Origin of the sequence: Psychrobacter sp. CLB018, from assembly GCF_041222815.1 — a bacterium.
Lineage (GTDB): Bacteria > Pseudomonadota > Gammaproteobacteria > Pseudomonadales > Moraxellaceae > Psychrobacter > Psychrobacter faecalis.
Map to the genome: position 1 here is coordinate 2479103 of NZ_CP166085.1, position 23381 is coordinate 2502483.

25 protein-coding genes are annotated in these 23381 nt (G+C 44.5%); 10 read left to right on the plus strand and 15 right to left on the minus strand.

All coding sequences use genetic code 11. The features are described 5' to 3' along the window. Positions 1–53: 53 nt before the first annotated feature. Positions 54–578, minus strand: a complete 525-nt coding sequence (locus AB8P72_RS10485) for an IS630 family transposase (RefSeq protein ID WP_369958291.1) — start codon at positions 576–578, stop codon at positions 54–56. Beyond that, positions 553–903 carry an IS630 transposase-related protein gene (locus AB8P72_RS10490; protein ID WP_068406597.1) on the minus strand — a complete coding sequence of 117 codons (351 nt, stop codon included), beginning with the start codon at positions 901–903 and terminating at the stop codon, positions 553–555. Before AB8P72_RS10490 ends, AB8P72_RS10485 begins: the two co-directional genes overlap by 26 nt. A gap of 56 nt (positions 904–959) precedes the next feature. Here AB8P72_RS10490 and AB8P72_RS10495 point away from each other — a divergent pair, with 56 nt between their 5' ends. Further along, the gene (locus AB8P72_RS10495) at positions 960–1436 is read left to right on the plus strand and encodes a DUF4145 domain-containing protein (protein ID WP_369957738.1); all 477 of its coding nucleotides are present in this window, start codon (positions 960–962) and stop codon (positions 1434–1436) included. Positions 1437–1523: 87 nt separating this feature from the next. Here the strand turns inward: AB8P72_RS10495 and AB8P72_RS10500 are convergent, their stop codons facing one another. Then, on the minus strand, positions 1524–1805 hold the full coding sequence (locus AB8P72_RS10500; protein WP_305935823.1) for a DUF503 domain-containing protein: 282 nt from the start codon (positions 1803–1805) through the stop codon (positions 1524–1526). A 145-nt stretch (positions 1806–1950) separates the two neighbouring features. On the opposite strand from AB8P72_RS10500, the gene gorA reads away from it, so the two are divergent. Further along, entirely contained in the window at positions 1951–3306 is a 1356-nt protein-coding gene (gene gorA / locus AB8P72_RS10505; protein WP_068403913.1) for a glutathione-disulfide reductase, read from the plus strand. Between the two features lie 117 nt (positions 3307–3423). On the opposite strand, the gene AB8P72_RS10510 is transcribed toward gorA, so the two are convergent. Beyond that, positions 3424–3792 (minus strand): hypothetical protein, encoded by a 369-nt coding sequence (locus AB8P72_RS10510; protein ID WP_227514913.1) that lies wholly within the window; start codon positions 3790–3792, stop codon positions 3424–3426. A 107-nt stretch (positions 3793–3899) separates the two neighbouring features. Here AB8P72_RS10510 and AB8P72_RS10515 point away from each other — a divergent pair, with 107 nt between their 5' ends. Then, complete coding sequence (locus AB8P72_RS10515; RefSeq protein ID WP_068403915.1) at positions 3900–4112, plus strand: hypothetical protein; 213 nt, start codon at positions 3900–3902, stop codon at positions 4110–4112. Positions 4113–4147: 35 nt separating this feature from the next. Here AB8P72_RS10515 and AB8P72_RS10520 read toward each other — a convergent pair whose 3' ends face one another. Both AB8P72_RS10520 and AB8P72_RS10525 read right to left on the minus strand, forming a co-directional pair. After that, entirely contained in the window at positions 4148–4786 is a 639-nt protein-coding gene (locus AB8P72_RS10520; RefSeq protein WP_068403917.1) for a GNAT family N-acetyltransferase, read from the minus strand. Positions 4787–4887: 101 nt separating this feature from the next. Continuing rightward, complete coding sequence (locus AB8P72_RS10525) at positions 4888–6495, minus strand: FAD-dependent oxidoreductase (protein ID WP_369957739.1); 1608 nt, start codon at positions 6493–6495, stop codon at positions 4888–4890. A 261-nt stretch (positions 6496–6756) separates the two neighbouring features. Between AB8P72_RS10525 and truD the strand changes: the two genes are divergently transcribed. Next, on the plus strand, positions 6757–8013 hold the full coding sequence (gene truD / locus AB8P72_RS10530) for a tRNA pseudouridine(13) synthase TruD (RefSeq protein ID WP_193031552.1): 1257 nt from the start codon (positions 6757–6759) through the stop codon (positions 8011–8013). Positions 8014–8016: 3 nt separating this feature from the next. Here truD and AB8P72_RS10535 read toward each other — a convergent pair whose 3' ends face one another. Both AB8P72_RS10535 and AB8P72_RS10540 read right to left on the minus strand, forming a co-directional pair. Then, a complete protein-coding gene (locus tag AB8P72_RS10535; protein ID WP_369957740.1) occupies positions 8017–9558 on the minus strand; it encodes a diguanylate cyclase in 1542 nt (513 codons plus the stop codon). A gap of 201 nt (positions 9559–9759) precedes the next feature. After that, positions 9760–10641, minus strand: coding sequence for a PHP domain-containing protein (locus tag AB8P72_RS10540; RefSeq protein WP_068403923.1), 882 nt, complete (start codon positions 10639–10641; stop codon positions 9760–9762). Between the two features lie 213 nt (positions 10642–10854). Between AB8P72_RS10540 and ispZ the strand changes: the two genes are divergently transcribed. The 5 genes from ispZ (at position 10855) to AB8P72_RS10565 (ending at position 15587) form a co-directional block, all read left to right on the plus strand. Beyond that, on the plus strand, positions 10855–11406 hold the full coding sequence (gene ispZ, locus AB8P72_RS10545; protein ID WP_068403925.1) for a septation protein IspZ: 552 nt from the start codon (positions 10855–10857) through the stop codon (positions 11404–11406). 110 nt (positions 11407–11516) lie between these two features. Next, positions 11517–11870 (plus strand): YciI family protein, encoded by a 354-nt coding sequence (locus tag AB8P72_RS10550; protein ID WP_068403927.1) that lies wholly within the window; start codon positions 11517–11519, stop codon positions 11868–11870. Continuing rightward, positions 11867–12415 carry a hypothetical protein gene (locus tag AB8P72_RS10555; RefSeq protein WP_068403929.1) on the plus strand — a complete coding sequence of 183 codons (549 nt, stop codon included), beginning with the start codon at positions 11867–11869 and terminating at the stop codon, positions 12413–12415. Before AB8P72_RS10550 ends, AB8P72_RS10555 begins: the two co-directional genes overlap by 4 nt. A gap of 26 nt (positions 12416–12441) precedes the next feature. Beyond that, the gene (mnmD, locus tag AB8P72_RS10560) at positions 12442–14610 is read left to right on the plus strand and encodes a tRNA (5-methylaminomethyl-2-thiouridine)(34)-methyltransferase MnmD (protein ID WP_102076881.1); all 2169 of its coding nucleotides are present in this window, start codon (positions 12442–12444) and stop codon (positions 14608–14610) included. Between the two features lie 356 nt (positions 14611–14966). Next, positions 14967–15587: a hypothetical protein gene (locus AB8P72_RS10565; protein ID WP_068403931.1), complete on the plus strand. Its 621-nt coding sequence runs from the start codon at positions 14967–14969 to the stop codon at positions 15585–15587. 109 nt (positions 15588–15696) lie between these two features. Here AB8P72_RS10565 and AB8P72_RS10570 read toward each other — a convergent pair whose 3' ends face one another. From AB8P72_RS10570 to ffh, 7 genes are all read right to left on the minus strand, one after another. Continuing rightward, positions 15697–16374 carry a DUF4112 domain-containing protein gene (locus tag AB8P72_RS10570; protein ID WP_068403935.1) on the minus strand — a complete coding sequence of 226 codons (678 nt, stop codon included), beginning with the start codon at positions 16372–16374 and terminating at the stop codon, positions 15697–15699. Continuing rightward, on the minus strand, positions 16367–17284 hold the full coding sequence (gene ubiA / locus AB8P72_RS10575) for a 4-hydroxybenzoate octaprenyltransferase (protein ID WP_068403937.1): 918 nt from the start codon (positions 17282–17284) through the stop codon (positions 16367–16369). The genes AB8P72_RS10570 and ubiA overlap by 8 nt, the downstream gene beginning before the upstream one ends. A gap of 85 nt (positions 17285–17369) precedes the next feature. Then, the gene (locus tag AB8P72_RS10580; protein WP_369957741.1) at positions 17370–17618 is read right to left on the minus strand and encodes a hypothetical protein; all 249 of its coding nucleotides are present in this window, start codon (positions 17616–17618) and stop codon (positions 17370–17372) included. 105 nt (positions 17619–17723) lie between these two features. Beyond that, positions 17724–18626 (minus strand): class I SAM-dependent methyltransferase, encoded by a 903-nt coding sequence (locus AB8P72_RS10585; RefSeq protein ID WP_068403942.1) that lies wholly within the window; start codon positions 18624–18626, stop codon positions 17724–17726. 82 nt (positions 18627–18708) lie between these two features. Next, complete coding sequence (locus tag AB8P72_RS10590; RefSeq protein WP_068403943.1) at positions 18709–19551, minus strand: undecaprenyl-diphosphate phosphatase; 843 nt, start codon at positions 19549–19551, stop codon at positions 18709–18711. 112 nt (positions 19552–19663) lie between these two features. Beyond that, positions 19664–20347 carry a tRNA (adenosine(37)-N6)-threonylcarbamoyltransferase complex dimerization subunit type 1 TsaB gene (tsaB, locus tag AB8P72_RS10595; protein ID WP_068403954.1) on the minus strand — a complete coding sequence of 228 codons (684 nt, stop codon included), beginning with the start codon at positions 20345–20347 and terminating at the stop codon, positions 19664–19666. Positions 20348–20581: 234 nt separating this feature from the next. Beyond that, complete coding sequence (gene ffh / locus AB8P72_RS10600) at positions 20582–22123, minus strand: signal recognition particle protein (protein ID WP_068403945.1); 1542 nt, start codon at positions 22121–22123, stop codon at positions 20582–20584. Positions 22124–22541: 418 nt separating this feature from the next. On the opposite strand from ffh, the gene AB8P72_RS10605 reads away from it, so the two are divergent. After that, positions 22542–23348, plus strand: coding sequence for an inner membrane protein YpjD (locus AB8P72_RS10605; RefSeq protein WP_068403947.1), 807 nt, complete (start codon positions 22542–22544; stop codon positions 23346–23348). The last annotated feature ends 33 nt before the right edge of the window (positions 23349–23381 follow it).

Consider the following 23381-nt stretch of genomic DNA (forward strand, 5'->3'; position numbering starts at 1 on the left):
ATTATTTAAAGCTATTAGTTGAAACAATAGGTAGTACTATCTGGCCTATATAGTCAGTTCAAAATAAAATTGTTATGGTTAGGACAAACATCATAAAACAACTTGGATAAATTATTCTCCATCCAGCCTTGGCGTAGAAACTTTACTTGTGCCCATTTCTTTTCAATAGGGTTCAAATCAGGGCTGTACGGTGGCAGCCATAGAATACGGTGACCATGCCTATTCAGTAGCTTTTGAATACGCTTACTCTTATGAAATCTGGCATTATCCATCACAATCACGCATTTGGTTTTAAGACTTGGGATTAGGGTTTGTTTGCACCATTCGTAGAATATGCTGCTGTTAATGTTGTGCTTAAAGTAATCTAGTGCAAACAGCATCTTTTCATAGAGAGCACCGATAACGTTGGTTCGCTTTTTACCTTGCCAGTTGTAGCTATCGATACAAGGCTTACCAATCGGTGCATAACCATGAGAGCGAATGGTCTCGTGCTCAAAACCGCTTTCGTCCATATAAACGATGGGATAGCCTTGCTGCCTAAAGCTATTAAGCTTACTGTGGTATATCGCTCTTTTGATCGGACAGGCTTTTGGATGCTCTAAGGTCTTTTTTTTGACTGATGCCTAGGCGCTTTAGGGCATGATAAATGCCTGTTTTACTACAGTTTAAGCGACGAGCTCGCTCATACTGGTAATCATCGGGATACTCTTTGACATCATTAAGTAGCACATCATCTGGTATTTTATAAGGTTTGGTTTGCCTGGTTGTTTTACTATGAACACGCCGCTTCCAGTTTTGTATGGTGGTTGGGCTCAGATTGTAAAACTCAGCTGCCTCGGCAAAGGTCATACCGTCATCTATACTTTTTAGTACCTGTTTGCGAAAATCTAGTGAGTAAGTCATGGTCTTTATAATAACAATTGGGTTTGATAATTAGTTTATAACACTTTTAGGTGGAATTGACTATAGTAGTATTTTCAATATTTTTTATTTTCAGAAAAGAAATTAAGTCATTAATTAGTCGCTTAAAGTCAGCCGAAATAAAAGATTTTAAAATTGAACTTGAGAGCAAAATTGAAGATATAACAAAAGATGCTATTAACTATGGAGTTACTATAGCCTATCCTCTTGAAACCTTAGAAAAACAGTTTAATCCAGATCATGATTTACCTAAAACCTACGTGATAATTGAAACATGGAAAGAAATTGAGGCTTTAATTAAAAACCTCGATGATAGACATGGGTTTCATAACACTCACAACACGATTAAATACTTGTTAGATAATAATAAGATTCCAAAATATCTAGCTAATTTGATACTTGAACTTAGGAAATTAAGAAATTTAGCTGCGCATGAAAGTGAACTATCAATCTGTGAAGAAGACTATTTAAATTGGATTTCTATTTCAAAAAGTGTTATAGAACGCCTCAAGTAAATACTGTTTTGTATCTAGCCTGTAGGTTGGACAAGTATTAGTCTTCATACTTGAAGCCAACTGGTTAGCTGTCAAATTACCCCAAACCTAAATAAACTCCCTCTCAACATTCATCACCCGCGCATCTACCGTCCGCTCTATTTTCTCTTCGATTTGGCTGCATTGCGACTCCACCTCACGTTTAGAAAGTCCAACGATCACAAACGTCCATTCGCTGGCATCATGCCGATCACGCTCGCCGCTCTCACAGACCGCAACGCTTGGGTTATTGCCAAAGCGTGCGTGCAAGCCGCCCATCCGTTGGCGTTTTTCTTTGAGTGAGCTACAGCCAGGTAGCGCGAAAGTCAGGGTTAAGATAACGATATGCATGAGTTTTCCTTATTAAAACCAGTCACACTTCATGGTATCATCAAGCATACTTTTTGTAGGGTTAAAAAGGCTAATATTTACCCTACTCCCTATAAATACCAATTTCACAACCTTGCTAATAAAAACCAAATCAAGAGACATAACAATGACCAAACATTATGATTATATTTCCATTGGCGGCGGTAGCGGCGGCATTGCATCAATTAACCGCGCTGCAAGCTATGGCAAAAAATGCGCCATTATCGAAGCCAACCAATTAGGCGGCACCTGCGTCAACTTGGGCTGCGTACCCAAAAAGGTCATGTGGTACGGCGCGCAAGTGGCCGAAGCCATCGAAAAATATGCACCCGATTATGGTTTTGACGTCGAGGTCAAAGGTTTTGACTTTCAAAAACTGGTCCATAGCCGCCAACAATATATCGAAAACATTCACCGCTCTTATGATAATAATCTGGCGAAAAATGGTGTTGAAGTGATAAAAGGCTTTGCTACATTTGTCGATACCAATACCGTCGAAGTCAATGGCGAGCTGATTACCGCCGACCATATCTTAATCGCGACAGGCGGTCATCCGATTCTCCCCGACATCAAAGGCGCAGAATACGGCATCGATTCTGATGGATTTTTTGCGTTAAATGAAATGCCAAAACGGGTTGCTATCGTTGGCGCTGGCTATATCGCTGTCGAAATCGCTGGCGTGCTCAATAGCCTCGGTGCTGAGGTGCACCAGTATGTGCGTCAACATTCGCCGCTACGCTCATTTGACCATACTATCGTTGAAACCTTGCTGATAGAGATGGAGCAAGACGGTATTCAGTTGCATACTAATACCACACTCACTGAGATTCATAAAAATGAAGATGGTAGCCTGACCTTATGTACCGCAGATGGTAGCCTTGATACGGTAGATTGTTTGATTTGGGCGATTGGACGTGCGCCCTCAACCGACAATATCAACTTGCAAGTGACCGGCGTTGAGACCACTGAATTTGGCAAAATCAAAGTTGATAAATTTCAAAACACCAATGTCAAAGGTATTTATGCGGTCGGCGATATCATCGAAAACAGCATTGATTTGACGCCAGTGGCTATCGCTGCCGGTCGCAGGCTTTCAGAGCGCTTATTTAATGATAAAACCAATGAGCATCTCAGTTATGACTTGATACCGACAGTGATTTTTACCCACCCCGCTATCGGCACCATCGGCTTGTCTGAGATTGATGCCGTTGAGCAGCATGGCAAAGAAAATATCAAATGCTATAAATCGACCTTTACCTCTATGTATAGTGCGGTCACGCAGCACCGTCAAAAGTGCGTGATGAAACTGGTGTGTTTAGGTGAAGAAGAAAAGGTCATTGGCTTACACGGCATTGGCTACGGCGTCGATGAGATGATTCAGGGCTTTGCGGTAGCGATAAAAATGGGCGCGACGAAAGCTGACTTTGATAATACGGTCGCTATTCATCCAACGGGCTCAGAAGAATTTGTGACCATGCGCTAGTTTTTATGGACCAGATAATATAAGTAAAAGGCTACCTTTAATAAGGTAGCCTTTTTTATTACTAGCCATTAAGGCATTTTGCGTTTTTCATATAAATATCTTCATTTATCAAAGCGGTTACTTATCCAGCGTCCATTCTCCATTGACTTGATAAACGTTAAATATGGTTTTATTAGTTCTGCTATTTCCCGCAATCTTTTGGGTGATATCAGCGGTACAGCTAAAAGTACGGTTACCCTTGACGCGGTTACAGTCTATATTCTCGACGCGTTCAAACGTTGGCATCATGCGCTCCATTAGACTGCTTATATCTTGTGCCATTTTGTCATTGCCAGCGTTCGCCTTGGCAGCCTGCATTATCTTGATACCTTCTTTATATTGTGCTGCAATCAAGCGCGCAACCGTACTGTCGGGAGGTGCTTTAGAGTAGGTGACAAAAAATAGTATATATAGGAGGAGTAACGTCAATTTTTTAAACTTTCCCACTTTGACCTCCTGTTATGCTGATAACGTTTTTCAAACGTAAGAGGCAGATAATGCAGACAGCACAATCATGATACTGCTATGATGCGTTTAATAATCACCGTTGCGAGATGCTTGTGTGGCAGATGTATTTTTCTATATTACCGATTGGTCTTGGCATCATGACCTTGGTCGCCAGCCTAATCGGCCTGTTTGCTTATTTGATGTCCAATGATAATGCCACGCGCCTGCTCGGTTTTAACTGGTTTAAGCGTTTAATTATCGTGGCATTTCTCCTATTAAGTGTCGGATTGTTTATGACCTTTGGCAGTTTTTGGGGTTAATGGCCATTAGTTTAAGAAAACTGATTGATTGATAATTAGCTTACAAGTTTTTCTAATTCTAACAACTCTAAATCTTGGCGTTTAGGTTCGCCATTATTGCCATCGATGGGAAACGGCATGCTATTGCCATTTAACTGATAACCGCGGCGCTGATAATATGCCAAGAGCTCTGGTCGATGACTTAAAATAGACATCGTTAAACGCGCGGGATTTTGTACAGACGCTTGGATATTTGCTTGTAAATGCCGCTGCGCAAATGTCTCAGCTGCCTGCAGTATCTGATGACCGACGCCATGCCCTTGTAGCTCAGGCAAGACGGCAAACATACCGATATACGCTTTTTGATTACCAGCACGCTGATTTGTAGTAACTTCGTCTTTTATATCGACCGCGATACAGCCTAATAGCTCACCTGTTTCTTTTCCGTCACGCTCACCTGTCGTGGTTTTTGGATAAATAAAAACGTAATGCTTGGGGTCATTAATGACAGCCAATAGCTCGTCCTTGGTGGTGCGAATACCGCCGACCAAATCTGCTTCATTGGTCCAGCCTGCCGCTTGCCGATAACAGCGATTGAGCAATTGCTCGAGCGCGTCGATATCACTTACTTCAGCTTGACGTAAAAATACGGTTGTTTTGTTTAAGGCTTCTTTAGTAATGTGGTCTTTATTCATAGCATCGGTTTTCCTTTTCCGTTCATAGCTTATAAGTCATATAAAAAGCTGGCTCGGATAACCAAGCCAGCCTTTATAATAATACGTATCCGTTTTTACTACTAGCGCGATAACGCATGGGCTTGCTCGATAATATCAAACCCAGCATTGATTTGCGCGCGCGTTGGCGCGTGACCTCGGCGTAGTAGCTCGCCAAAGGCAGCCATTTCTTTATCATGACCAACCCCACTAGCAGCACTGGCTCGCGTGTTCTCGCCTTCATCATCAAAATAAAACTCGATATAATTGAACTGCTGTAGATCGCCTCGCAAAATACTATGATCAGTCGTGGCTGCATGACCGCTATAGCGCATACTTTTGTCACATTGCATCGTCCAAAAAAATGGCACACGCTCGGCGTTGTCATTGACATCGTCTGCTCCCACTATCGCTGCCGCGGTTACAAGGCCATGCTGTAGCGCCACGCGCCAATGCTCAATGCGCAGTCGTCCCATTTGATTAGGCGCTTTGGCAATATCGCCGAGTGCATAAACACCGTCGCGCAGTTGTAGATGATTATCAACTTGCACGCCATCAGGATCGTTGACGTCGCTGAGTACATCCGTTCGCGGTGACACGCCCGTACCAAGAATGACCATATCAGCGTCTATGCGATCGCCACTTGCAAGGGTCACACCGTTCACCCCTTTATCATCGCCATTGATTTTGCCGACTGAAGCATTAAGGACAAAGGTCACACCTCGGTCTTGGTGACGGTTAATGAGCGCAGCGCTGACTGACTCTGAAATGATATGACTCATGACACGAGACTCTCGACCTATCACGGTAACGCTAGCAACACGACCTGCTTTTGCAAGCGCTGAGGCGACCTCCATTCCGATAAATCCGGTGCCAACGATGATCACACGCTTATCCACACTTGCTGCTTTCATCGCTTTAGCATCGTCTAAACTGCGAAGGGTATAGACGCCGTTTTGCTGAGCCCCCTCAATCGGTGGAATGACCGGCTCGGCGCCCGTCGCCACGACTAAAAAGTCAGGGCGGATGGTCTCATTATCGCCCGTATCTTTTTTGACGGTCAGGACGTTTTCATTGGGCCTCACCTCGCTGACAGTGGTTTTTAACTGCAAGTTTATATTGTGATTTTCTGCCCAGTCACTGCCGCCGAGCATGAGTTTTTTCTCATCTGCATCACCTGACAAAAAGGCTTTGGACAATAATGTTCTATCATAAGGGGCTTTGTCATCTTCGCTAATGATGGTGATTTTGCCGCCATAGCCGAGCTTACGAAGGCGGAGCGCGGTCATAAATCCAGCCGCGCCACTACCTACGATCACGGTATGAGTGTCGTCAAGTTTGTCATTGATGGTACTGTGATCTATAGTTTTGCTGGTATTGACACTCAAGCTGTCGCCATTGTCAGTAAGCTGATACTGGGTTAAGCCGTCAGCGGCAACCGGCTCTAATAATGAGCCGTCCGTGCTATCAAACGTTCCATGATGCCAAGGACAAATCACTCGATTGCCACAGCGCACACCAGCGCCCAAATCAGCCCCAGCGTGAGGGCACTTTCCATCGAAAGCGTAGAACATATTATCATCGCGGGTGACTAAAATGATGCTGTCATCGTCTTGCTTGAACGATTTCATGCCGCCATTAGGGATATCGGCTTTATCGATCGTGACGGTTTTGATAGTTGAGCTGGTCATAGTTATCCTTAACGGTTATTATTAAAATTTATTATTTCCTGCTGCAAACGTATTTTTTATCGGCATTTTAAATAAAATATTAACGCCCAAAATACGTGATTAAAAAACCAGATGTCTTGCCAGATACTTTGATACTAGCAAGACCCATTGCCAGACGCCATTTTTTTATATACTGACTGCGTTGCAAAACGTAAACTTACCTTTATTCCCTCTTTAACGTTTTGCTCTTACCACTTTTTATCAATACAAAAGATACCTTTTATGACTTCTCAAGACGATTTTGCTAACGACTCATTTAATAACGATTCTCCTAATAACAAACCTTTGACTGATAAAACCTTTGATATCTCAAATATCGATATTACCGCCGCCACTGATACATCCAAATTACCACAGCCGACGCAGTCGCCTTTAAAACAAGCGACCTATAAAGCCCATGCCACAGATTTTGTGGTCAATGAGATATTGCCGCTCGACTTTACAGGCGAAGGTGAACACTTATGGCTGCATATCGAAAAGCTCGGTATGAATACCGCCTATCTAGCTAAACTGCTGTCCGAGTGGGCAGAAATTCCACTGCGTGATGTCGGTTACTCGGGACTAAAAGACCGTCATGCGCTGACGACACAGTGGTTTAGCCTGCGCCTACCAAAAAAGCAATTACCTGAGTCTGAATTTGCTCCAGTAGATATTGGCGCCAATGAATCGCTCACCATCCTTGCGCAGGAGTGGCATAATAAAAAACTCAATCGTGGTACGCATAGAGCCAATCAATTTATCATTACCTTGCGTGACATCCAGTTTGCGGGCACAGAGACGACGCCGTCTAACAAAAGCAACAAGGATACCGTCGAGCAGCATTTGGCCCATATCAGCATAACGGGCGTGCCCAATTATTTTGGTCCGCAGCGCTTTGGCCGTCACGGTAATAATGTTAGAGAAGCATTGGCGTTATTTGCGCGTCCAGCGCCAGAAAGTCGTCCGCAACCCAAAAAAGGCAAACGTAAACAGGCGCCGCGTGAACAAAACAGTATGGAATTATCAGCGGCGCGCAGCTTGATATTTAATGAGATATTAGCAGCGCGGGTGCGTGATGGTAGCTGGAATACGGGGCTTACCGGTGAAGTGTTTAATTTGGATGGCTCAGGTTCAATATTTGCCAGCGAAGTAATGGACGACACTTTGCAAGCGCGACTTGCCAGCGGTGATATTCATCCAACGGCAGTATTATGGGGCGTGGGTAATGATAAAGTCAGTGGCGCAGCAGCTACTATCGAAAATATTATCGTACAGAAAAGTCCATTGTTAAGTCAGTTGGCAGCAGGCTTAGAGCAGCGCGATATCAAAGCACAACGACGCGCGCTAAGATTACCGATTGAAGAATTAAGCTGGAAATGGCAGGACGCAGATCATGGGCTGAGCTTGGTACTCAGTTTTACTTTAACGACCGGCAGCTTTGCAACCAGTGTACTTTCAAGCTTAGTACAGAATTTAAGCACTTCATCTGGCGTTAGTTAACGATTAGCTAGTCGCATAAAGGACAGCGATCTTGTCTGTTTCTGCCGCGAGCATATGGTTGGCACTGACCACCTGATTACGCCCGCGGTCTTTTGCCTCATACAAGGCTTTATCGGCGATACAAATTAAGCGCTGACAAATATCGCTGGGCAGTTGGGCTTGCACTATTTCTTTAGCAGCGCGCTTTCTTCTCTGCGAAATCCTTTTTTGTGCATGGGTCTGTTGTGCGCCTGCTTGGTTTGAGCTGTGCGAGCCACGCTCTTGTCTACGCTCTCCTTGCCTACGGTTTTTGCGCGCTTCTGTCAGCGCTTGCGTATTTTCTTCTAGCGCTAAAGCTTTATACTCATTTTGAATACGCGCACGCTCTTCATGCGTCAGAGTATAAACCCCTAAACTGGCGGTGATATAAAAATCGACATTATCATCGCTCTTGATGACTTGTTGGGCGATATCTTTGCGTAGCTGTTTAGCAATAGTCATCGCGCCCTCGTGCGTGGTATCTGGCAGCACGATTAAAAACTCTTCGCCGCCATAACGACTGACAATCATCTCTTCTGATAACGATTTTAATAGCGTTTGGGCAACCTCAGACAAAACTTGGTCGCCGACATCGTGTCCATAGTTATCATTGATATTTTTAAACCAATCTAAGTCCAATAAAACCACGCTAAAATCTTGTTTATCGTCCATCGCTAGCAGTGCTTGCTGCATTTGCGTCAAACCGTAGCGCCGACTTTTTAGTTGGGTCAATTCGTCTTGATTGGCATACTGCATGATTTCAGCTTTACTATTATCCAATATCAACAGCAGGGTGCGAAACATATAGATGATAAAAATCGCCTTTGGCAGCGCCATATAAATATGAGTGGTACGCCAAAAAAATGCCGAAGAAGAGCGCAGTTGATTAAATGTATCCCAGCTGAGCGTGCCATTTTGAAAAATTGCAGCAGAAATGGCGTTTTCGATTGCCGCCGTTTCACTAAAGGTAAGATAGCTATAAGTATCTAAGGGAAAAGAAGTGATGGTCATTTGACGCAGATTGGGAATGGTAAAACCAAAATAAGGAATTAAGGTGACCAAAAAGATCAAAGCAATGTGAGCCAAAAAGGCTTTCCATACATAGCGCCGCCGTATCAGCATCATCCCAAGCATCGCCCCACCAACCAGCGAAACCCCAGCGACCAAACTGCTATGACCCATGACTAAAATTACCACTGCAATATAAAGGCTATAAAGCGTGATCATAACCGCTTGCCATTTATATAACGAGCTTGTGTCTGTCCTAATCGGCGATGTGCGGCTGACCATCCAAAAAAAGAACACTAGCATCAGCGTCACCCCAGTCCATAAAGGATAGAGCAGACCCATATCTACATAGGAGCCATAAAGATCTTGGCGCCACCAAACAAACGCGCACCATAACCAATGTGAGGTGACTTCTATTAACACAAACAGCGCCAGCAGTGAGGCCCTATCAGCCGCTTGCCACTCGAAAATCACTCGCGAGAGCTTTCTATAGCCTAGATGAGATATCGATACAGCCATAATGGGCTACCGCAGATAGTGAAAGTTATTGAGCCAAACCAAACATGAAAATAAACAGCATGACTTATATTAGACCTAAACTGACGCATTTAGTGTGGCAATTTTTCCTTTAATTATCAATCGGTTTTAATCGATTTACCCGTCAATATCTAAAGTTTTATTTTAGCGTATCTATTAAGCTTAAGAATAACCTGTTTTGGACTAAGCCAATGCCGCAAATGACTGCCAAACACCTTGCTGTTCAGGATTAAGGTTTGGTACGTCGCCCAAACGTCGCCACGGCATATTACTTCCATGAAAGTCACTGCCAATAGAGGCCGCAAGCTGATGTTCAGCGATACTGCGATCGACCATTCTTCGGGTACTAATCGGTTCGCTATTTGAAGGTAACTCACAAGCATCACCGCCAAGCTCGGCAAATTCTTCGATCAGTTTACGTACGCGGGTGGCAGATAGCTGATAGCGCGTTGGGTGCGCGAGTACCGCCTTGCCGCCGCAAGCGTGGATCAGCTCGATGCCGCGCTGCATGGTTAATGCTTCAATCGCCACGTAAGCGGGCTTATTATCGGCCAGATATTTATCAAAGGCTTTTTGCACGGTTTTTACCGCACCGCGCTCAAACAACACTTGCCCAATATGCGCACGCCCTACCGCTTGTGGATTGCCGCCTGCTTTATCGAGCACCGCTTGCCATAGCTCGGTATAATCAATATCTAGCAGCTCGCTAAGCTTTTCAGTGATACGCTGACCGCGCGTGGCACGGCTGTCTTGCAATTGCTGCAACGTCGCATGCATTTTATCAAAGTCGGTGAAATCAAGTCCCAACACATGGATAATTTTATTGGTGGATTTATTTTTGCCATAGCCGCCGCTAAGTGTATGCTCGCAGCTAATCTCAACCCCATTGATTAATTGTATATCATAGGCCGCCGCCGCCGCGCGTGCCTCGTCAATACCCATCAAGGTATCATGATCGGTCAGCGCCAGTACATGAATGCCAGCGTTGTGCGCGCGCTGTACTACCTCGGTCGGCGCATAGGTACCATCAGAGCATGTACTGTGGCAATGTAAGTCGATTTTCATAAAGCTGGCCTTAAGATATTGAGGGTGTTGAAAGTGTTGTGCATATAGATATGCTGTCATTACTGACTATATTATCAGTAAAAAAGACGAAATGCGGCGAAGATAACGCATGAAGGCAGATCATAACGGATGATTATCCTGTTACTTGCTTTTTTTTGCAGCAGTAGACGTGTAAACTACCCCATACGTTTTTTGTTGGACATCCTATTTGCTATGAAAGCCTTATTAGACTTCATTCCGTTGATCGCGTTTTTTATTGCTGCGCGTTACAGTGGCATTTTAGCGGCGGCAGGCGCCTTGCTCGTGGCCACTATCATCATTTATGCCATCCATTTTGTGCGTCAAAAAGGCAAATTTGATAAGCAGCAATGGGTCGTTTTATTATTAACCATCGTCTTTTGCGGTGGGACGCTGCTATTGCGTGACGACATCTACTTACGCTGGAAGTCGCCTATCATCAACGGTATCTTCGCGGTAACACTATTGGTCAGTGCCATCATCAATAAGCCATTGATGCAATTGGCGATGAAAGAAGTGTTTTCACTGACCTTGAGTGGCTGGAAAAAACTGACCGTCGCTTGGGCACTGTTTTTTGCCTTTATGGGTATTTTGCATTATATCACGGCATTTACGATGTCTGATGAGGCTTGGATTAACTTTAAAACTTACGGCTGGATTCCGATTATGTTGGTATTCGTAATTGCGCAATTTGCCGTATTAAAGAACCATCTCAATCCAGCGTTAACCGATAAAACCACTAAATAGAAGCTAGTTCAATCATAATATAAGACTTAAAAATATAATGAGACATATCATCATTGTTTTTTATTGTCGTTATTAGCGCTTTATTCATATTATTTACTTGAGGAAGTCCCATGTCCTTATTTGCTATTATCGGCCACGATGTTGCTGGCAGCAGCGCCCAACGTCAGGTGACGCGCGCCGAACACGTTGCCCGCCTGCAAGTATTACAAAGCGAGCAGCGACTTATTATCGCAGGTCCAACGCCCATCGAACACGGTAAAAGCGAGATGTCAGGCAGCTTGATTATTGCTGACTTTGACTCCCTTGATGCCGCGCAAGCATGGGCAAGCGCTGAGCCTTATTTGCGTGATGGCGTCTATAGCCATGTAGATATCAAGCCGTTCGTGCAGACCTTGCCTGCGCCTACTGACAGTGCCGCAGTTACATCATCAGACAAGCCAGCAAATAAGGTAACAGCATCGTGATTCAGCAGTTATTATTAAATGGTTCTGTTTCTCATCATGTTTTTAATCATGTTACTAAGCCCGCTTTTGGTTTCGTTACTAATGTTAGCGTTGCAAGCTTATTATTACTTGCCAGTCTATCAGCACAAGCAGCACCAACTGTGACCAATGCTGATCCTGTGGCAGGAACTGCTCCGCTAGCGCCTAACGCTGTATTAGCGCCCAATACTGTTAATCAACTAGCGTTTCCAAATACTGCCTCAAATACGGTGTCTACTACAGCGCCGAACCCAGCTACCAATGCTCAGCCTGCTACCAATATTAGCGACACTTTAGCGGCGCAGCTACAACCATCAACTAAAGCGCTCTCTGAAGCCAATCAAGAATTGCTTAGCCGTAATGCCCAGCTTCAGCGTCAAGTCAATGACTTACAAACACAAGTAAACGTTTTGGTTTATGAAAGCAAAGGTCAGTTGTTTTTATACGGCGCATTTACGGTGTTAATGAGCTTATTGGTTGGGATATTTATTTCGTGGTTGGTGTTTGTGCGCCGCGAGCGCTGGTAGTAAATCCTCTATAAATGTGATGCTTTATGTCCAAATTTGTGTCTAAACCTCAGTCTAAATCAGCTATATCTAAGCCTACCTCTCCTGCCACTTATAAAAAAGCCACCAAGCCCCCTAAAAAACCTGCGCCGCCAGATGTGATTACCCCTGCTAATATTACATGGCAAACCGATGATGCTGGCAATCAAGTGCCAGTATCAGGGGAGTTTGGCGATGTGTATTTCTCGCACGCTGATGGCTTAGCAGAATCTCGCCATGTATTTTTAGCCCATAATCAATTACCCGAGCGCCTAGCAAACCTTGCTGATAAGCAATGCTTTACGATTGCTGAATTGGGCTTTGGGACGGGCTTGAATTTTTTAGCGACATGGCAGCTTTGGCGACAGCTTCGTACGCAGCAGCCGCAGTTAACAAGCGCGCGCTTACACTTTATCACTACCGAAAAATACCCCATACCGCTTAACGACTTAACGCAGATACTCGCTTTATGGGCACAGCGCGCGCCCGAACTTGCCGAATTGATTAAAGAGCTTTTAGCAAACTACCCACCGCTGATTGCTGGCTGTCATCGACTAAATTTTATTGACGATAATATCACGCTTGATATTTGGTTGGGCGATGCGGGCGATGGTTTGGCAAGTCTGGCTACTTTTAATAGCCTAGCTACTTTAAATACTGAGACCGCTATCAAGCGCCCTTATATTGATGCTTGGTTTTTAGATGGTTTCGCGCCTTCTTGTAATGAAAGCTTGTGGGCAGAGTCGATATTTACCCAGATGCAGCGCTTATCTCGCACTGGCACCACTGCCGCTACTTATAGCTGTGCTGGTATCGTCAAACGCGGCTTGCAAGCGCATGGCTTTAGCATTAAAAAGGTAAAAGGCTTTGGACGCAAGCGTGAAATGTTAACGGCAGCGATGGCGGACAATGATGAGTCCTTACCTGATTCTTTAGCACTAAATAACGATAACAATGTTTGCGTTTTGTCACACCCTCATGACCATACTCCTAATCATACAGTGGTTATTGGCGCAGGCGTTGCGGGACTACTTACGGCTTGGACGCTAGCCAATCGCGGTATGACTGTGTCGATAGTAGATAAAGTCGCGCCGCTTGCTGGCGCCTCTGGCAATCCGCGCGCCCTCCTCGCACCAAATATGACGCCCATTCATCATGTTTATGAGCACTTGCACTCTATCGGCTATCTCTATAGCGGCAGGCTGTACCGTTATTTTAATCAGCAAGCAGAACTGCAGCAAACGCCGCTCATACTTGAGCAAACAGGCGCGTTAGACTTGCTAATCAAAACCAATATCGGCCCTGTGCAAATTGCCGATTATCCCAATGAAATGGCAACCACGGTTACGATTGAAGAGGCGCGGCAATTAAGCGGCTTAAAAACTAAAGACTTAACGGACAATTTATATTTACCAAAATCTGGATTGGTCAATCCACAAGCGCTAAAAACGCTCATCCTTAAGCACTCAAATATCAATTATCAGCAGCTTAGCGTTACCGATATCAAAGAAACTGCAGATAAAGTGACGGTGATTGGTGATAAAGAAAGCAGCAGTGATAATAGTCAAAGCTCTGTCACTATCTGCGCTGATAATGTCGTTATTTGCGCCGCCTATGAGAGTCATCAATTAGACAAACGTATCGTTGAGTGCCGTACTATTCGCGGGCAATTATCTTGGTTTACGCCCACTGACGAGCAGGTAGCTGGTCTGCCTAAATTACCGCTCAAATATAGTGGTTATTGCGCGCCCTTTATCGGACAAAGCGGCGATGCTAAGATAAATAACATTCGCGACAATGAGCCGCAGTTTTTATTGGGTGCCAGCTTTGTAGATGCTGACGCCAGCATTGATATCCGTGAAGAAGAAAATCAGCAAAATTACGAAAAATTGCTTGAGGATATTCCTGAATTAAGCGATATATTGCCAGACGATACCAGCGCATGGCAAGCACGCGCCGGTGTGCGCACGCAAACGATTGACTACCATCCCTTGGTCGGACAACTTGCGCAAAGCCGCCGCATTTGGGCGCTCTCCGCGATGGGTGCAAAGGGTTATGCTTTAGCACCGATATGCGCTGAAGCATTAGCAGATATGATGCTCGGCTGCTTTACCCCTTTATCGGCTATTATGTTAGGGCGGCTATCACCTAATCGGGCGCGATTGCATAAAGCGTAAAAGGTAATAATTTAACGTTACGCTAGGGCGTGTCCTCATTTTAAAAATGGTGAGAAAAATGAGATAAATTGTAGCCAAACAAGGAAAATAGTGCAGTTAATATCGGGATATTACCCAGCTATTTGACGAAGTTTGGCAAAATTTAGCCATTTTTAGACCTTTTAGATGTCCATCGATTGAATTGAGGACACGCCCTAACCTTTATCAATATTTATACGGATGCTGTTTTATAAAAATGCTCTCAAAGCCAAGGCATGTATTTATAACAGTATAGAAGCAGGCTTAAAGAATAATGCTAGACTAGCCTTAAAGTTTAAAACACTTAAATAACGATGATAAATGGATAGCTATCTATTATGAAAACCGATATTTTTACCTTAGTGAAATCAAAACCCTCCTTTAAAGCAATTTCTATTGCGTTCTTAAGCCTATCACTGCTAAATGCTTGCCAAAAGACGCCAGAACCTGAAACCGTTAATGAAACTGCTGAAGCAACCACCCAAACGACGCCAGTAAGCTCTAATATTAATGCACCGAAAGTTGCTGAAACAAAGCCAAGCGCTACTGATTCGGCAGCCACTTTAGAGCAAGATACAAGCTTAAATGAAACAGAAAACGAGCTTAGCGCAGCGGATACCTCAACAAATAGTGCTGCGATAATGCCCAATCCAGAACAAGCCATCAAAGGCGCGCAAATCACTGATGTCAATTATCGCAGTGCCAGCGGTGAGACGTTATTTGTCATCTTTGAAACCTCAGAAAAAGGCGTACTTAACGCTATCGTCACCTTGCCAAATAAACCAAAAATGACCTTGAGTGCGCCAGAAGGCCAAGGCAATAACCCTACTTATCGCTCAAACGATGGCAGTATTCAGCTGGTCAGTCATGGCGGTGGTAGCAGCATTGATCTTATTCAAAACAATAAAACAACGAGCTTTGAGGCCATGAGTGTAGAAGCAGAAGTCATTACCGAATAATGTTATCAATAAGAGTTTGGCTTAAAACCTGTCGAAAATAATAAATTAAACCCTAAAAAAGGCGGCAAATACTTATCATATTTGCCGCCTTTTTTACTCTACTTTACCTTTAACCAAAACCAGTGGTCTTGCTAAACAGACCGACCAGCCAGCTTATCAGCGCCCATAAGCCCCAACCAATAACCACAATAACGATTAATCCCAATAGATCAGGAATATGCAGGTATAGCCAAGCAACGATAGGATTACGCCAAAAGAACGCAAAGCGACTTTGCTGCTGTCTATCTTCTAATGATTGATGCAAAAACGGCCGATCCATATGCATGGTTTCGGTGATGCCATATTCATCGTGTAGATGCTCGTGGACGATAGTCAATGTCTTACGACTTGGCCGAATAAAGATATCGAGCACTGTGCCAATCCCCGGTACGATACCAACCACCATATCAATCAGCGCCAACCTAACCGCTGGGGTCATTTTATGCGCCGGTACGCCCAACTGCCGACCTAATATAAAAGCATAGCTGGTCAAAGCAAGACCTGCCAAATCTCCCGCCAGCGGAATGGTCGACAGTGCCGCATCCGCCCCCATGCCTTGTTTGGTAAAAGGAATACGTACGAGCGAATCCATGGTATTGGCAAATTTCGCCAGTTTACGCTCAGTTTCGATGACTTGTGCACGTGTTAAGCCATGTTCAGCTAGTTTTGCATGATAATCGATAACTGGTGCATTAACATCAGATACCTTTCTAGCTTTTGACTTTGAGAGCTTCTTAAAGTTATCCATTAAAAGTCGTCCATAAACACGCGATTGCGATAAGAGCAAAGACGTAACGCCCTACCCATATATTGGCCAAAAATGCCTGAAAACAGGCCAGTGCTTGACGACTGGCACAAGCGCTGTTCTGCTTGGCAAACATCATTGCCACGAGCGCCAAGCCAAATACTGGTATCACGCCTACACTGGTTGGCGCAAAGTAATGCCACATGACCGCACCCATAATAAGTAAAAATGCGGTTTGTAGCAGCGAGATGATAATCACATCGTAGCGACCAAATAATATCGCCGTTGATTTGACTCCTATTTTTAAATCATCCTCACGATCTGCCATCGCGTACTGGGTATCATAAGCCACGGTCCAGCACATATAAGCGATAAACAGTAACCAACACCAGATATCAGGCGCGCCTTGTATCGCGACATAGGCCATCGGTATCGCCCAACCAAACGCTGCCGCTAAAAAGACTTGCGGCAAATGGGTAAAACGCTTCATAAAGGGATAAATAAACGCCAATATAACGGCGCCAAGCGACCAGTAGAATACCGCAATAGGCAAAAAGAATAACAAACTGGCACTCAGCAATACCAATACTGAAAAAGCAGCAATGGCTTCTTTAGCGGATAAACGCCCGTCCGCTAATGGACGGCCTTTGGTGCGGCTGACATGACCGTCGACCTTGCGATCAGCAAAATCATTGATTGCACAGCCTGCCGCGCGCATAAAAATCGCGCCCAGTGCAAATAATACAAATATCTTTAGACTCGGCAAACCTGCCGTTGCCCCTTGCTGCTGCGCCTGTCCCATCGCCGCCAGCATTACCCCCCAGAGCGTTGGCCAGAGCAACAGCTCGATACCTACAGGTTTATCAAAGCGCGTTAATTGCAGGTAGGCTTGTAATTTGTCGTTAAATGTCATGGCGTTTTATTATCATCTATAGAAATTTTATATACTTTTTTGCAGGCTGCTAGGTTAAGCGAATAGAAGCGAAAGGATTGGCGAGCTATTGGATTTGTTGCCATAAGTTGTTGGCTTCAATGAGTGACAACTCAGGATATTGCTTGCGTAATGCCTTAATGGATGCCATCTTATTATTTTGGCTAAGCTTTGCTTGCTGCCATAAGTAGTCCATTTGTTCTTTTGGATTCCTAAGCGCTTTTAGGTGGGCTTTGAGCTGTAAAACTTCTGTTCGCAACGCAATATTCATCAGTAATAAGCCTGCACCAATGACCCAAATTATAATCGTTGACATCCTTTTCTCCTGAATCCATTACTATTAAATCCACCACTTCTAAATATTTGTATTCTAAACACTCAAACTGATTAACTGAGTCCATGCATGATAACGAAAGGTCTTTTAAACGAAATAACCATCAAAGCGTACCGCTTCATTATGCCAGCTTTCACTCGGTTGTTGATGCGCCAGTAATGGTGCAAGCTGCGGACGCTTGACGACGACGCGGCCTTGTCCTGCACCTTGACTGACAACCGCTTGTGCACTTTGGAGCAATTGCGACTCTTCTTCTAGCGTTGGCGGACGTGCCAATTGGTGCAAGGCTTGCATATGCTTACCCACTTTCGCGCCTTTACCCGTTTTGCTATCTTGATAGCTATCCTCTGGAAACATAGGATCGAGATATACCACATCAATAGTTTGATAGCTATCAGCGGTCGAACCATTACTAGAATCTGCAAAATCAATACTTTCAAAATAACTAAGCGCATCGACATTAATAATCTGTAGTCGGCTCATCAGCTTTTGCCAATTTGGTAGCGTACTCATCCGCTGCTGTTCAGCTAGCAAAAACAGCGCCATCAAGGGCTGCTCCTCAAGCATAATGACTTGAGCGCCAGTACTGGCTAATATGAGGCTGTCATGCCCAAAGCCTGCGGTCGCATCAATGACCGTGCTATCCGCTGTAATTTTAGCAGCTTGTAGCAGTAACTCAGACTTACGCCCGGCACTCACCACTCGGCGTTGTAGCTTATCCCATTCGGGCGCCACGCTCAGCCCATCGCTCAGCCATGATAGCTTATCTTTTTCATCTAATACTAAGATAGGCTGGATAGAATGCTGGCTTAATTGCTGGCGACGTTTTTGATTGAGCTTTTCGCTAAACAACTCAATGTTTAGAACAATAGGCAATTGATGTTTCACTACCAGCGCTTTTAGGCTGGCGATTTGCGCTTGTTGGGCTTCATTAACATAAAAAAGCTGGCAATGCATAAAATCGCTTGATGTTTGTTGCAAACTGCTCATGATTGCCCTCCCTTTTAATACTTTACGGTTTAAAACGTTACCGTTAACCCAGTTGAAAATGATAACGCCACATCGTTAAAACTTAGCCTGCCATCTGATAGCCAAAACCCCAAGCGGCGACCAATACGATGATGCCGGTAATAATGCGTAGCCATGCAAAAATTTTGAAATCGCGACGGCTAACCCAAGCGACCAATAGGCGAATACAAAGTAACGCCACGACAAATGACACCACGGTGCCTATACCCAATACCAGCCAGTCTTCGCTACTGGTCAATACATCATGGTGCTTTAGTAAATCCAACAATGCCGCGCCAACAATGACAGGTATGCCTAAAAAGAAAGAAAATTCCGCCGAAGCTTTGCGCGACACGCCAAGCCAGAGGGCGCCAATGATCGTCGCACCTGAGCGTGAGGTTCCGGGTATCAAAGCCAGACACTGCATCAAACCAATCATTAACGCTGTTTTTAGACTGACGTCTTCTGCTTCTTGGGCAATAATCGTTTTAGGTCGATTTTCGACATAAAATATCAGCAGACCGCCGACAATCAGCATAATCGCTACCACGATAGGGTTAAACAAATACGCCTTAATCTCGTCTGCAAAGGTAAAACCTACAATCATTACCGGAATGGTCGCCACAATTAAGCTTAAACCAAGCTGCCTTGGATTACTCATACCTTCTGCTTTACCGGTCAGTAGCCCCATCAGCGCTTGCCACAGCCTGCCCCAGTAATCATAAATGACCGCTAAGATAGCACCAAGCTGGACTACCACCACAAACAAATCAACTTTTTCCTTAGTCCAAAAGCTCATCAAATCGGCTGATAAAATCAAATACCCCGTACTAGAAATGGGTAAAAACTCCGTGATACCTTCAACGATACCCATAATGAGCGCTTGGATTAATAACAGTATATCCACAGTTGCTTCCCTAAAAAAACAGCGCTAGCCGCTGTTTTATATTGTTGTTGCTTTTATAATCGTTTATACGTAGAAGTACAAAGTGCATTGCTTACGAATCATCATGTAAGCACTATGCCTTACCTTGCTCTTTTAGCGTTTTCCATGCTTGATTGCGCAAGTACTTTGGTAAGGCATTAGCGGCATCGCTACCGCCTGTCTGTATGAATTGAGCGATACCCAATTGTCCAATCACTACCGCATCTGGCCAAACCTCTTCATGGAGAATTTGTTCGTCATGCATTTTTAGTAGCGGCGCACCATTACCGGCGATAGGAAGATTAGCAGCGGTTTGGCTGTCATAATCAAGTAAGCGCTCGGTATCTTCGCCATTTTCTTGCACAACGGGTTGCATAATATGGTCTATTAGCGCATATTGCCCAAAATATACTTGCTGCATACGCGCATCAAGCGCGCTATAAACTTGGGTCAAACCATACCTTTGATACGCACACTGGGCAATGGCTTGTAAGCTAGAAACACCGACACAAGGAATATCGTGGGCGACAGATAAGGCTTGCACCACCGCTGTATTGATTCTGATACCGCTAAAAGCACCAGGACCACGGTTGAATATCAATGCTTTTATATCAGTAAGACGCAGATTAGCCTCAGATAAGGCCGCATCAATCATTGGCAAAATGTGCTGAGTTTGCTCACGTTTACCTTGTTCGGTATGACTCGATAGCACCTGACCATTGGCATCTAAAATCGCGATCGAACACTGCTCAAATACGGTATCCATTGCTAAAAACATCATTACCTCGGCTTATTTTCTTAATACCACAAAACATGCGCTCATCAATCAGCGCCTATCATAGCATTTAGGATAAAAAAATTTTATTAATTTCTAAATTTTCCTAGTGCATCCATCAATATTTATGCAAATACGCCAGACATAAAAAACCCCACAGCGATGTTAGCTTGGGGTTTTCATGAAAACGTAAAGATATTAAGACGTAACAACTGTGCTAATCCAAACGGTTATTGCTTAAAAGCGCGTTTTAAACTTCTTTGGCGCTTGGTTTTGTAGCTCTTGCATCTGTTTTTGCATCTCTTCAGTGCTCGGCATATTGTTTGGATCCAGTCCCATCTGCTTTGCCATCTGCGCGGGATTCACATCTTTGGCACCGCCTTGCTGACCGCCGCCAAATAACGGACCGCCGCCGCCAGCACCGCCGCCGCCCATCAAGCCTTGCATCGATTTCATCATTTTACTGATACCTTCAGGTTTAGAAATCATTTTCATCATTTTTGCCATTTGCTTGTGCTGCTTGAGCAAACGATTGACGTCTTGAATTTCACGACCCGAACCTGCGGCAATACGGCGCTTGCGGCTTGGATTAATCTTATCTGGATTCTTACGCTCAAACGGCGTCATTGAATTAATCAAGGCTTCCATTTCACGTACTTTTTCTTCAGGCTTAGCGTCTTGCACGGCTTTTTGCATGTCAGAGCCGCCCATACCAGGCATTTTATCTAAGAAACCTGCCATGCCGCCCATGCTTTTCATTTGCTGAAACTGGGTCAATAAATCCTCAAGGTCGAAGTCGCCGCCCTTTTGCATCTTTTTCGCCATTTTTTCGGCTTTATCACGGTCGATTTTTTGCTCGACTTCTTCAACTAAGCTTAAGACGTCACCCATGCCAAGAATACGCTGAGCGATACGCTCAGGGTGGAATAGCTCGAGCGCGTCAAGTTTCTCACCGCGACCTAAAAACTTAATCGGTTTACCCGTAATGGCGCGTACAGACAATGCTGCACCGCCGCGCGCATCACCGTCGGTCTTGGTTAAGATAACGCCAGTCAATGGCAGCGCATCGTTAAAGGCTTTGGCGGTATTGGCCGCATCTTGCCCGGTCATGGCATCGACGACAAACAAGGTTTCAGACGGGTTGACCGCCGCGGTTAACGCCTTGATTTCAGCCATCATGGTCTCATCGATAGCCAGACGACCAGCCGTATCGATAATCAAAATATCTTGATATTGGATTTTAGCTTCTTCGATAGCGCGGCGGGCGATATCAATCGGATTTTCATCAACTGTTGAATTGACAAACTTGGCATTGACTTGTCCTGCTACTTGCTCAAGCTGAGCAATTGCCGCTGGACGGTAGACGTCGGCAGAAACCAGCATCACCTTTTTCTTATGACGCTCTTGTAAGAATTTCGCCAATTTACCAGCGGTGGTGGTTTTACCCGCCCCTTGCAAGCCTGCTAGCAGATAAACAACCGGCGGTTTACCCGTCATCTCAAGCTGCTGATTGGCACTGCCCATCATTTCGGTCAGCTCGTCATGGACGATTTTGACAAAGGCTTGTCCTGGCGCCAACTCTTTGAGCACTTCTGCGCCAAGCGCTTGCTCTTTGACACGTTTGACAAAATCACGCGTCACTGGCAGCGCGACGTCGGCTTCTAACAGCGCCATGCGCACTTCGCGCAGCGTGTCTTTGATATTATCTTCGGTCAACTGCCCAGTACCGGCGATATTACGCAGGCTCGATGATAAGCGTTCGGTTAAGGTATCAAACATAAATAACTCTCAATTAAAATAATTCTTAGTGAAAACAATCTTTGATAAAAGCAATTCTTGGTAAAAGCGGTTCTTGATAAAAACACTATGACAACAATACGTCGTCAAATTTGGTTCAGCGTTGCTTGCTGATTTATATGGTTTGGCGATGCTACAAACGATCAAGCAGTATTTTATAAAATTAATGATAAAAAGTAGCATATTATCAACACTATAGCATTAAGAGACCACAAAGCTTATAGTCGTTTTGCAAATGGCATTTTTCTAATAAGCGCTGCTGTGCTACAAGCGCTATAATCAATCCGTAAGATGGCGCTCAATTGCTTGCCATTTTATGATAAATTGGATGATTATTCTAATCATTCTGATAATACCATTTTAGCATTCAATTGAGCGGCGTTTTTGCGCTCATCATGAGATGAGGTTTTTTATCTTGCAACTTGCATTTTTAATGGCTGGCATGGTTTATATTTTGGTCAGCATCTACATTGGTTGGGCGCTGATTCACGATAAACCTATCCACAAGGGCGTAAGCTTAGGTTTATTGGTCGTCGGCATGCTCGCACATGCCGCACTACTCTATCCGCATGTGGTCACGCTTTATGGGCTAAATTTCAACTTGTTTAATACCATTAGCCTGATCAGTTTATTTTTCTTATTTTTCTACGTTATTTTTAGCTTATACCGCCCTATCGTCAGCCTCGGTATTTTAGCAGCACCGACGGCATTAATCGGGATGATTGTCGGTTATATCGGCCGCGCGCCCTATCGTCCGATTACAGACATCAGCGTCGGGTTAGAGGCGCATATCTTACTATCACTTGCCGCCTATTGTGTGCTGCTGATGGCAGCGCTGCAAGCGCTATTTTTGCGCTTACAAATACGCGAGCTGAAACACCAGTCGATTCATCGCTTTTGGGTCAATAAACTGCCGTCCTTGCAGAGCATGGAAAGTTTATTGTTCGATATGCTATTGGTCGGCTTTGTCTTATTGAGTATCGCGCTAGGCATTGGTTTTGTTTATGTAGAAGATTTGTTGGCACAGCACCTTGCTCATAAAACGGTCTTTAGCGTGCTCTCATGGCTGTTGTTTGGCGCATTATTATTGGGTAATTGGCGCGCAGGATGGCGTGGTAAACGTGCTGCCAATATGACCATTTATGCGTTTATCTTATTAGCAATCGGCTTTGTCGGTAGTAAGTTTGTGCTAGAGATGCTGTTGTAAATCCAGTGCTGTAATAGTGGTAGTGTGATTAAA

What these genes read in the sequence shown, in the direction of transcription:
- AB8P72_RS10490 (WP_068406597.1), bottom strand. Translation starts at nt 903, where the DNA reads ATGACTTACTCACTAGATTTTCGCAAACAGGTACTAAAAAGTATAGAT.
- AB8P72_RS10500 (WP_305935823.1), bottom strand. Translation starts at nt 1,805, where the DNA reads ATGCATATCGTTATCTTAACCCTGACTTTCGCGCTACCTGGCTGTAGC.
- gorA (WP_068403913.1), top strand. Translation starts at nt 1,951, where the DNA reads ATGACCAAACATTATGATTATATTTCCATTGGCGGCGGTAGCGGCGGC.
- AB8P72_RS10515 (WP_068403915.1), top strand. Translation starts at nt 3,900, where the DNA reads ATGCTTGTGTGGCAGATGTATTTTTCTATATTACCGATTGGTCTTGGC.
- AB8P72_RS10520 (WP_068403917.1), bottom strand. Translation starts at nt 4,786, where the DNA reads ATGAATAAAGACCACATTACTAAAGAAGCCTTAAACAAAACAACCGTA.
- AB8P72_RS10525 (WP_369957739.1), bottom strand. Translation starts at nt 6,495, where the DNA reads ATGACCAGCTCAACTATCAAAACCGTCACGATCGATAAAGCCGATATC.
- truD (WP_193031552.1), top strand. Translation starts at nt 6,757, where the DNA reads ATGACTTCTCAAGACGATTTTGCTAACGACTCATTTAATAACGATTCT.
- AB8P72_RS10535 (WP_369957740.1), bottom strand. Translation starts at nt 9,558, where the DNA reads ATGGCTGTATCGATATCTCATCTAGGCTATAGAAAGCTCTCGCGAGTG.
- AB8P72_RS10540 (WP_068403923.1), bottom strand. Translation starts at nt 10,641, where the DNA reads ATGAAAATCGACTTACATTGCCACAGTACATGCTCTGATGGTACCTAT.
- ispZ (WP_068403925.1), top strand. Translation starts at nt 10,855, where the DNA reads ATGAAAGCCTTATTAGACTTCATTCCGTTGATCGCGTTTTTTATTGCT.
- AB8P72_RS10550 (WP_068403927.1), top strand. Translation starts at nt 11,517, where the DNA reads ATGTCCTTATTTGCTATTATCGGCCACGATGTTGCTGGCAGCAGCGCC.
- mnmD (WP_102076881.1), top strand. Translation starts at nt 12,442, where the DNA reads ATGTCCAAATTTGTGTCTAAACCTCAGTCTAAATCAGCTATATCTAAG.
- AB8P72_RS10565 (WP_068403931.1), top strand. Translation starts at nt 14,967, where the DNA reads ATGAAAACCGATATTTTTACCTTAGTGAAATCAAAACCCTCCTTTAAA.
- AB8P72_RS10570 (WP_068403935.1), bottom strand. Translation starts at nt 16,374, where the DNA reads ATGGATAACTTTAAGAAGCTCTCAAAGTCAAAAGCTAGAAAGGTATCT.
- ubiA (WP_068403937.1), bottom strand. Translation starts at nt 17,284, where the DNA reads ATGACATTTAACGACAAATTACAAGCCTACCTGCAATTAACGCGCTTT.
- AB8P72_RS10580 (WP_369957741.1), bottom strand. Translation starts at nt 17,618, where the DNA reads ATGTCAACGATTATAATTTGGGTCATTGGTGCAGGCTTATTACTGATG.
- AB8P72_RS10585 (WP_068403942.1), bottom strand. Translation starts at nt 18,626, where the DNA reads ATGAGCAGTTTGCAACAAACATCAAGCGATTTTATGCATTGCCAGCTT.
- tsaB (WP_068403954.1), bottom strand. Translation starts at nt 20,347, where the DNA reads ATGTTTTTAGCAATGGATACCGTATTTGAGCAGTGTTCGATCGCGATT.
- ffh (WP_068403945.1), bottom strand. Translation starts at nt 22,123, where the DNA reads ATGTTTGATACCTTAACCGAACGCTTATCATCGAGCCTGCGTAATATC.
- AB8P72_RS10605 (WP_068403947.1), top strand. Translation starts at nt 22,542, where the DNA reads ATGAGGTTTTTTATCTTGCAACTTGCATTTTTAATGGCTGGCATGGTT.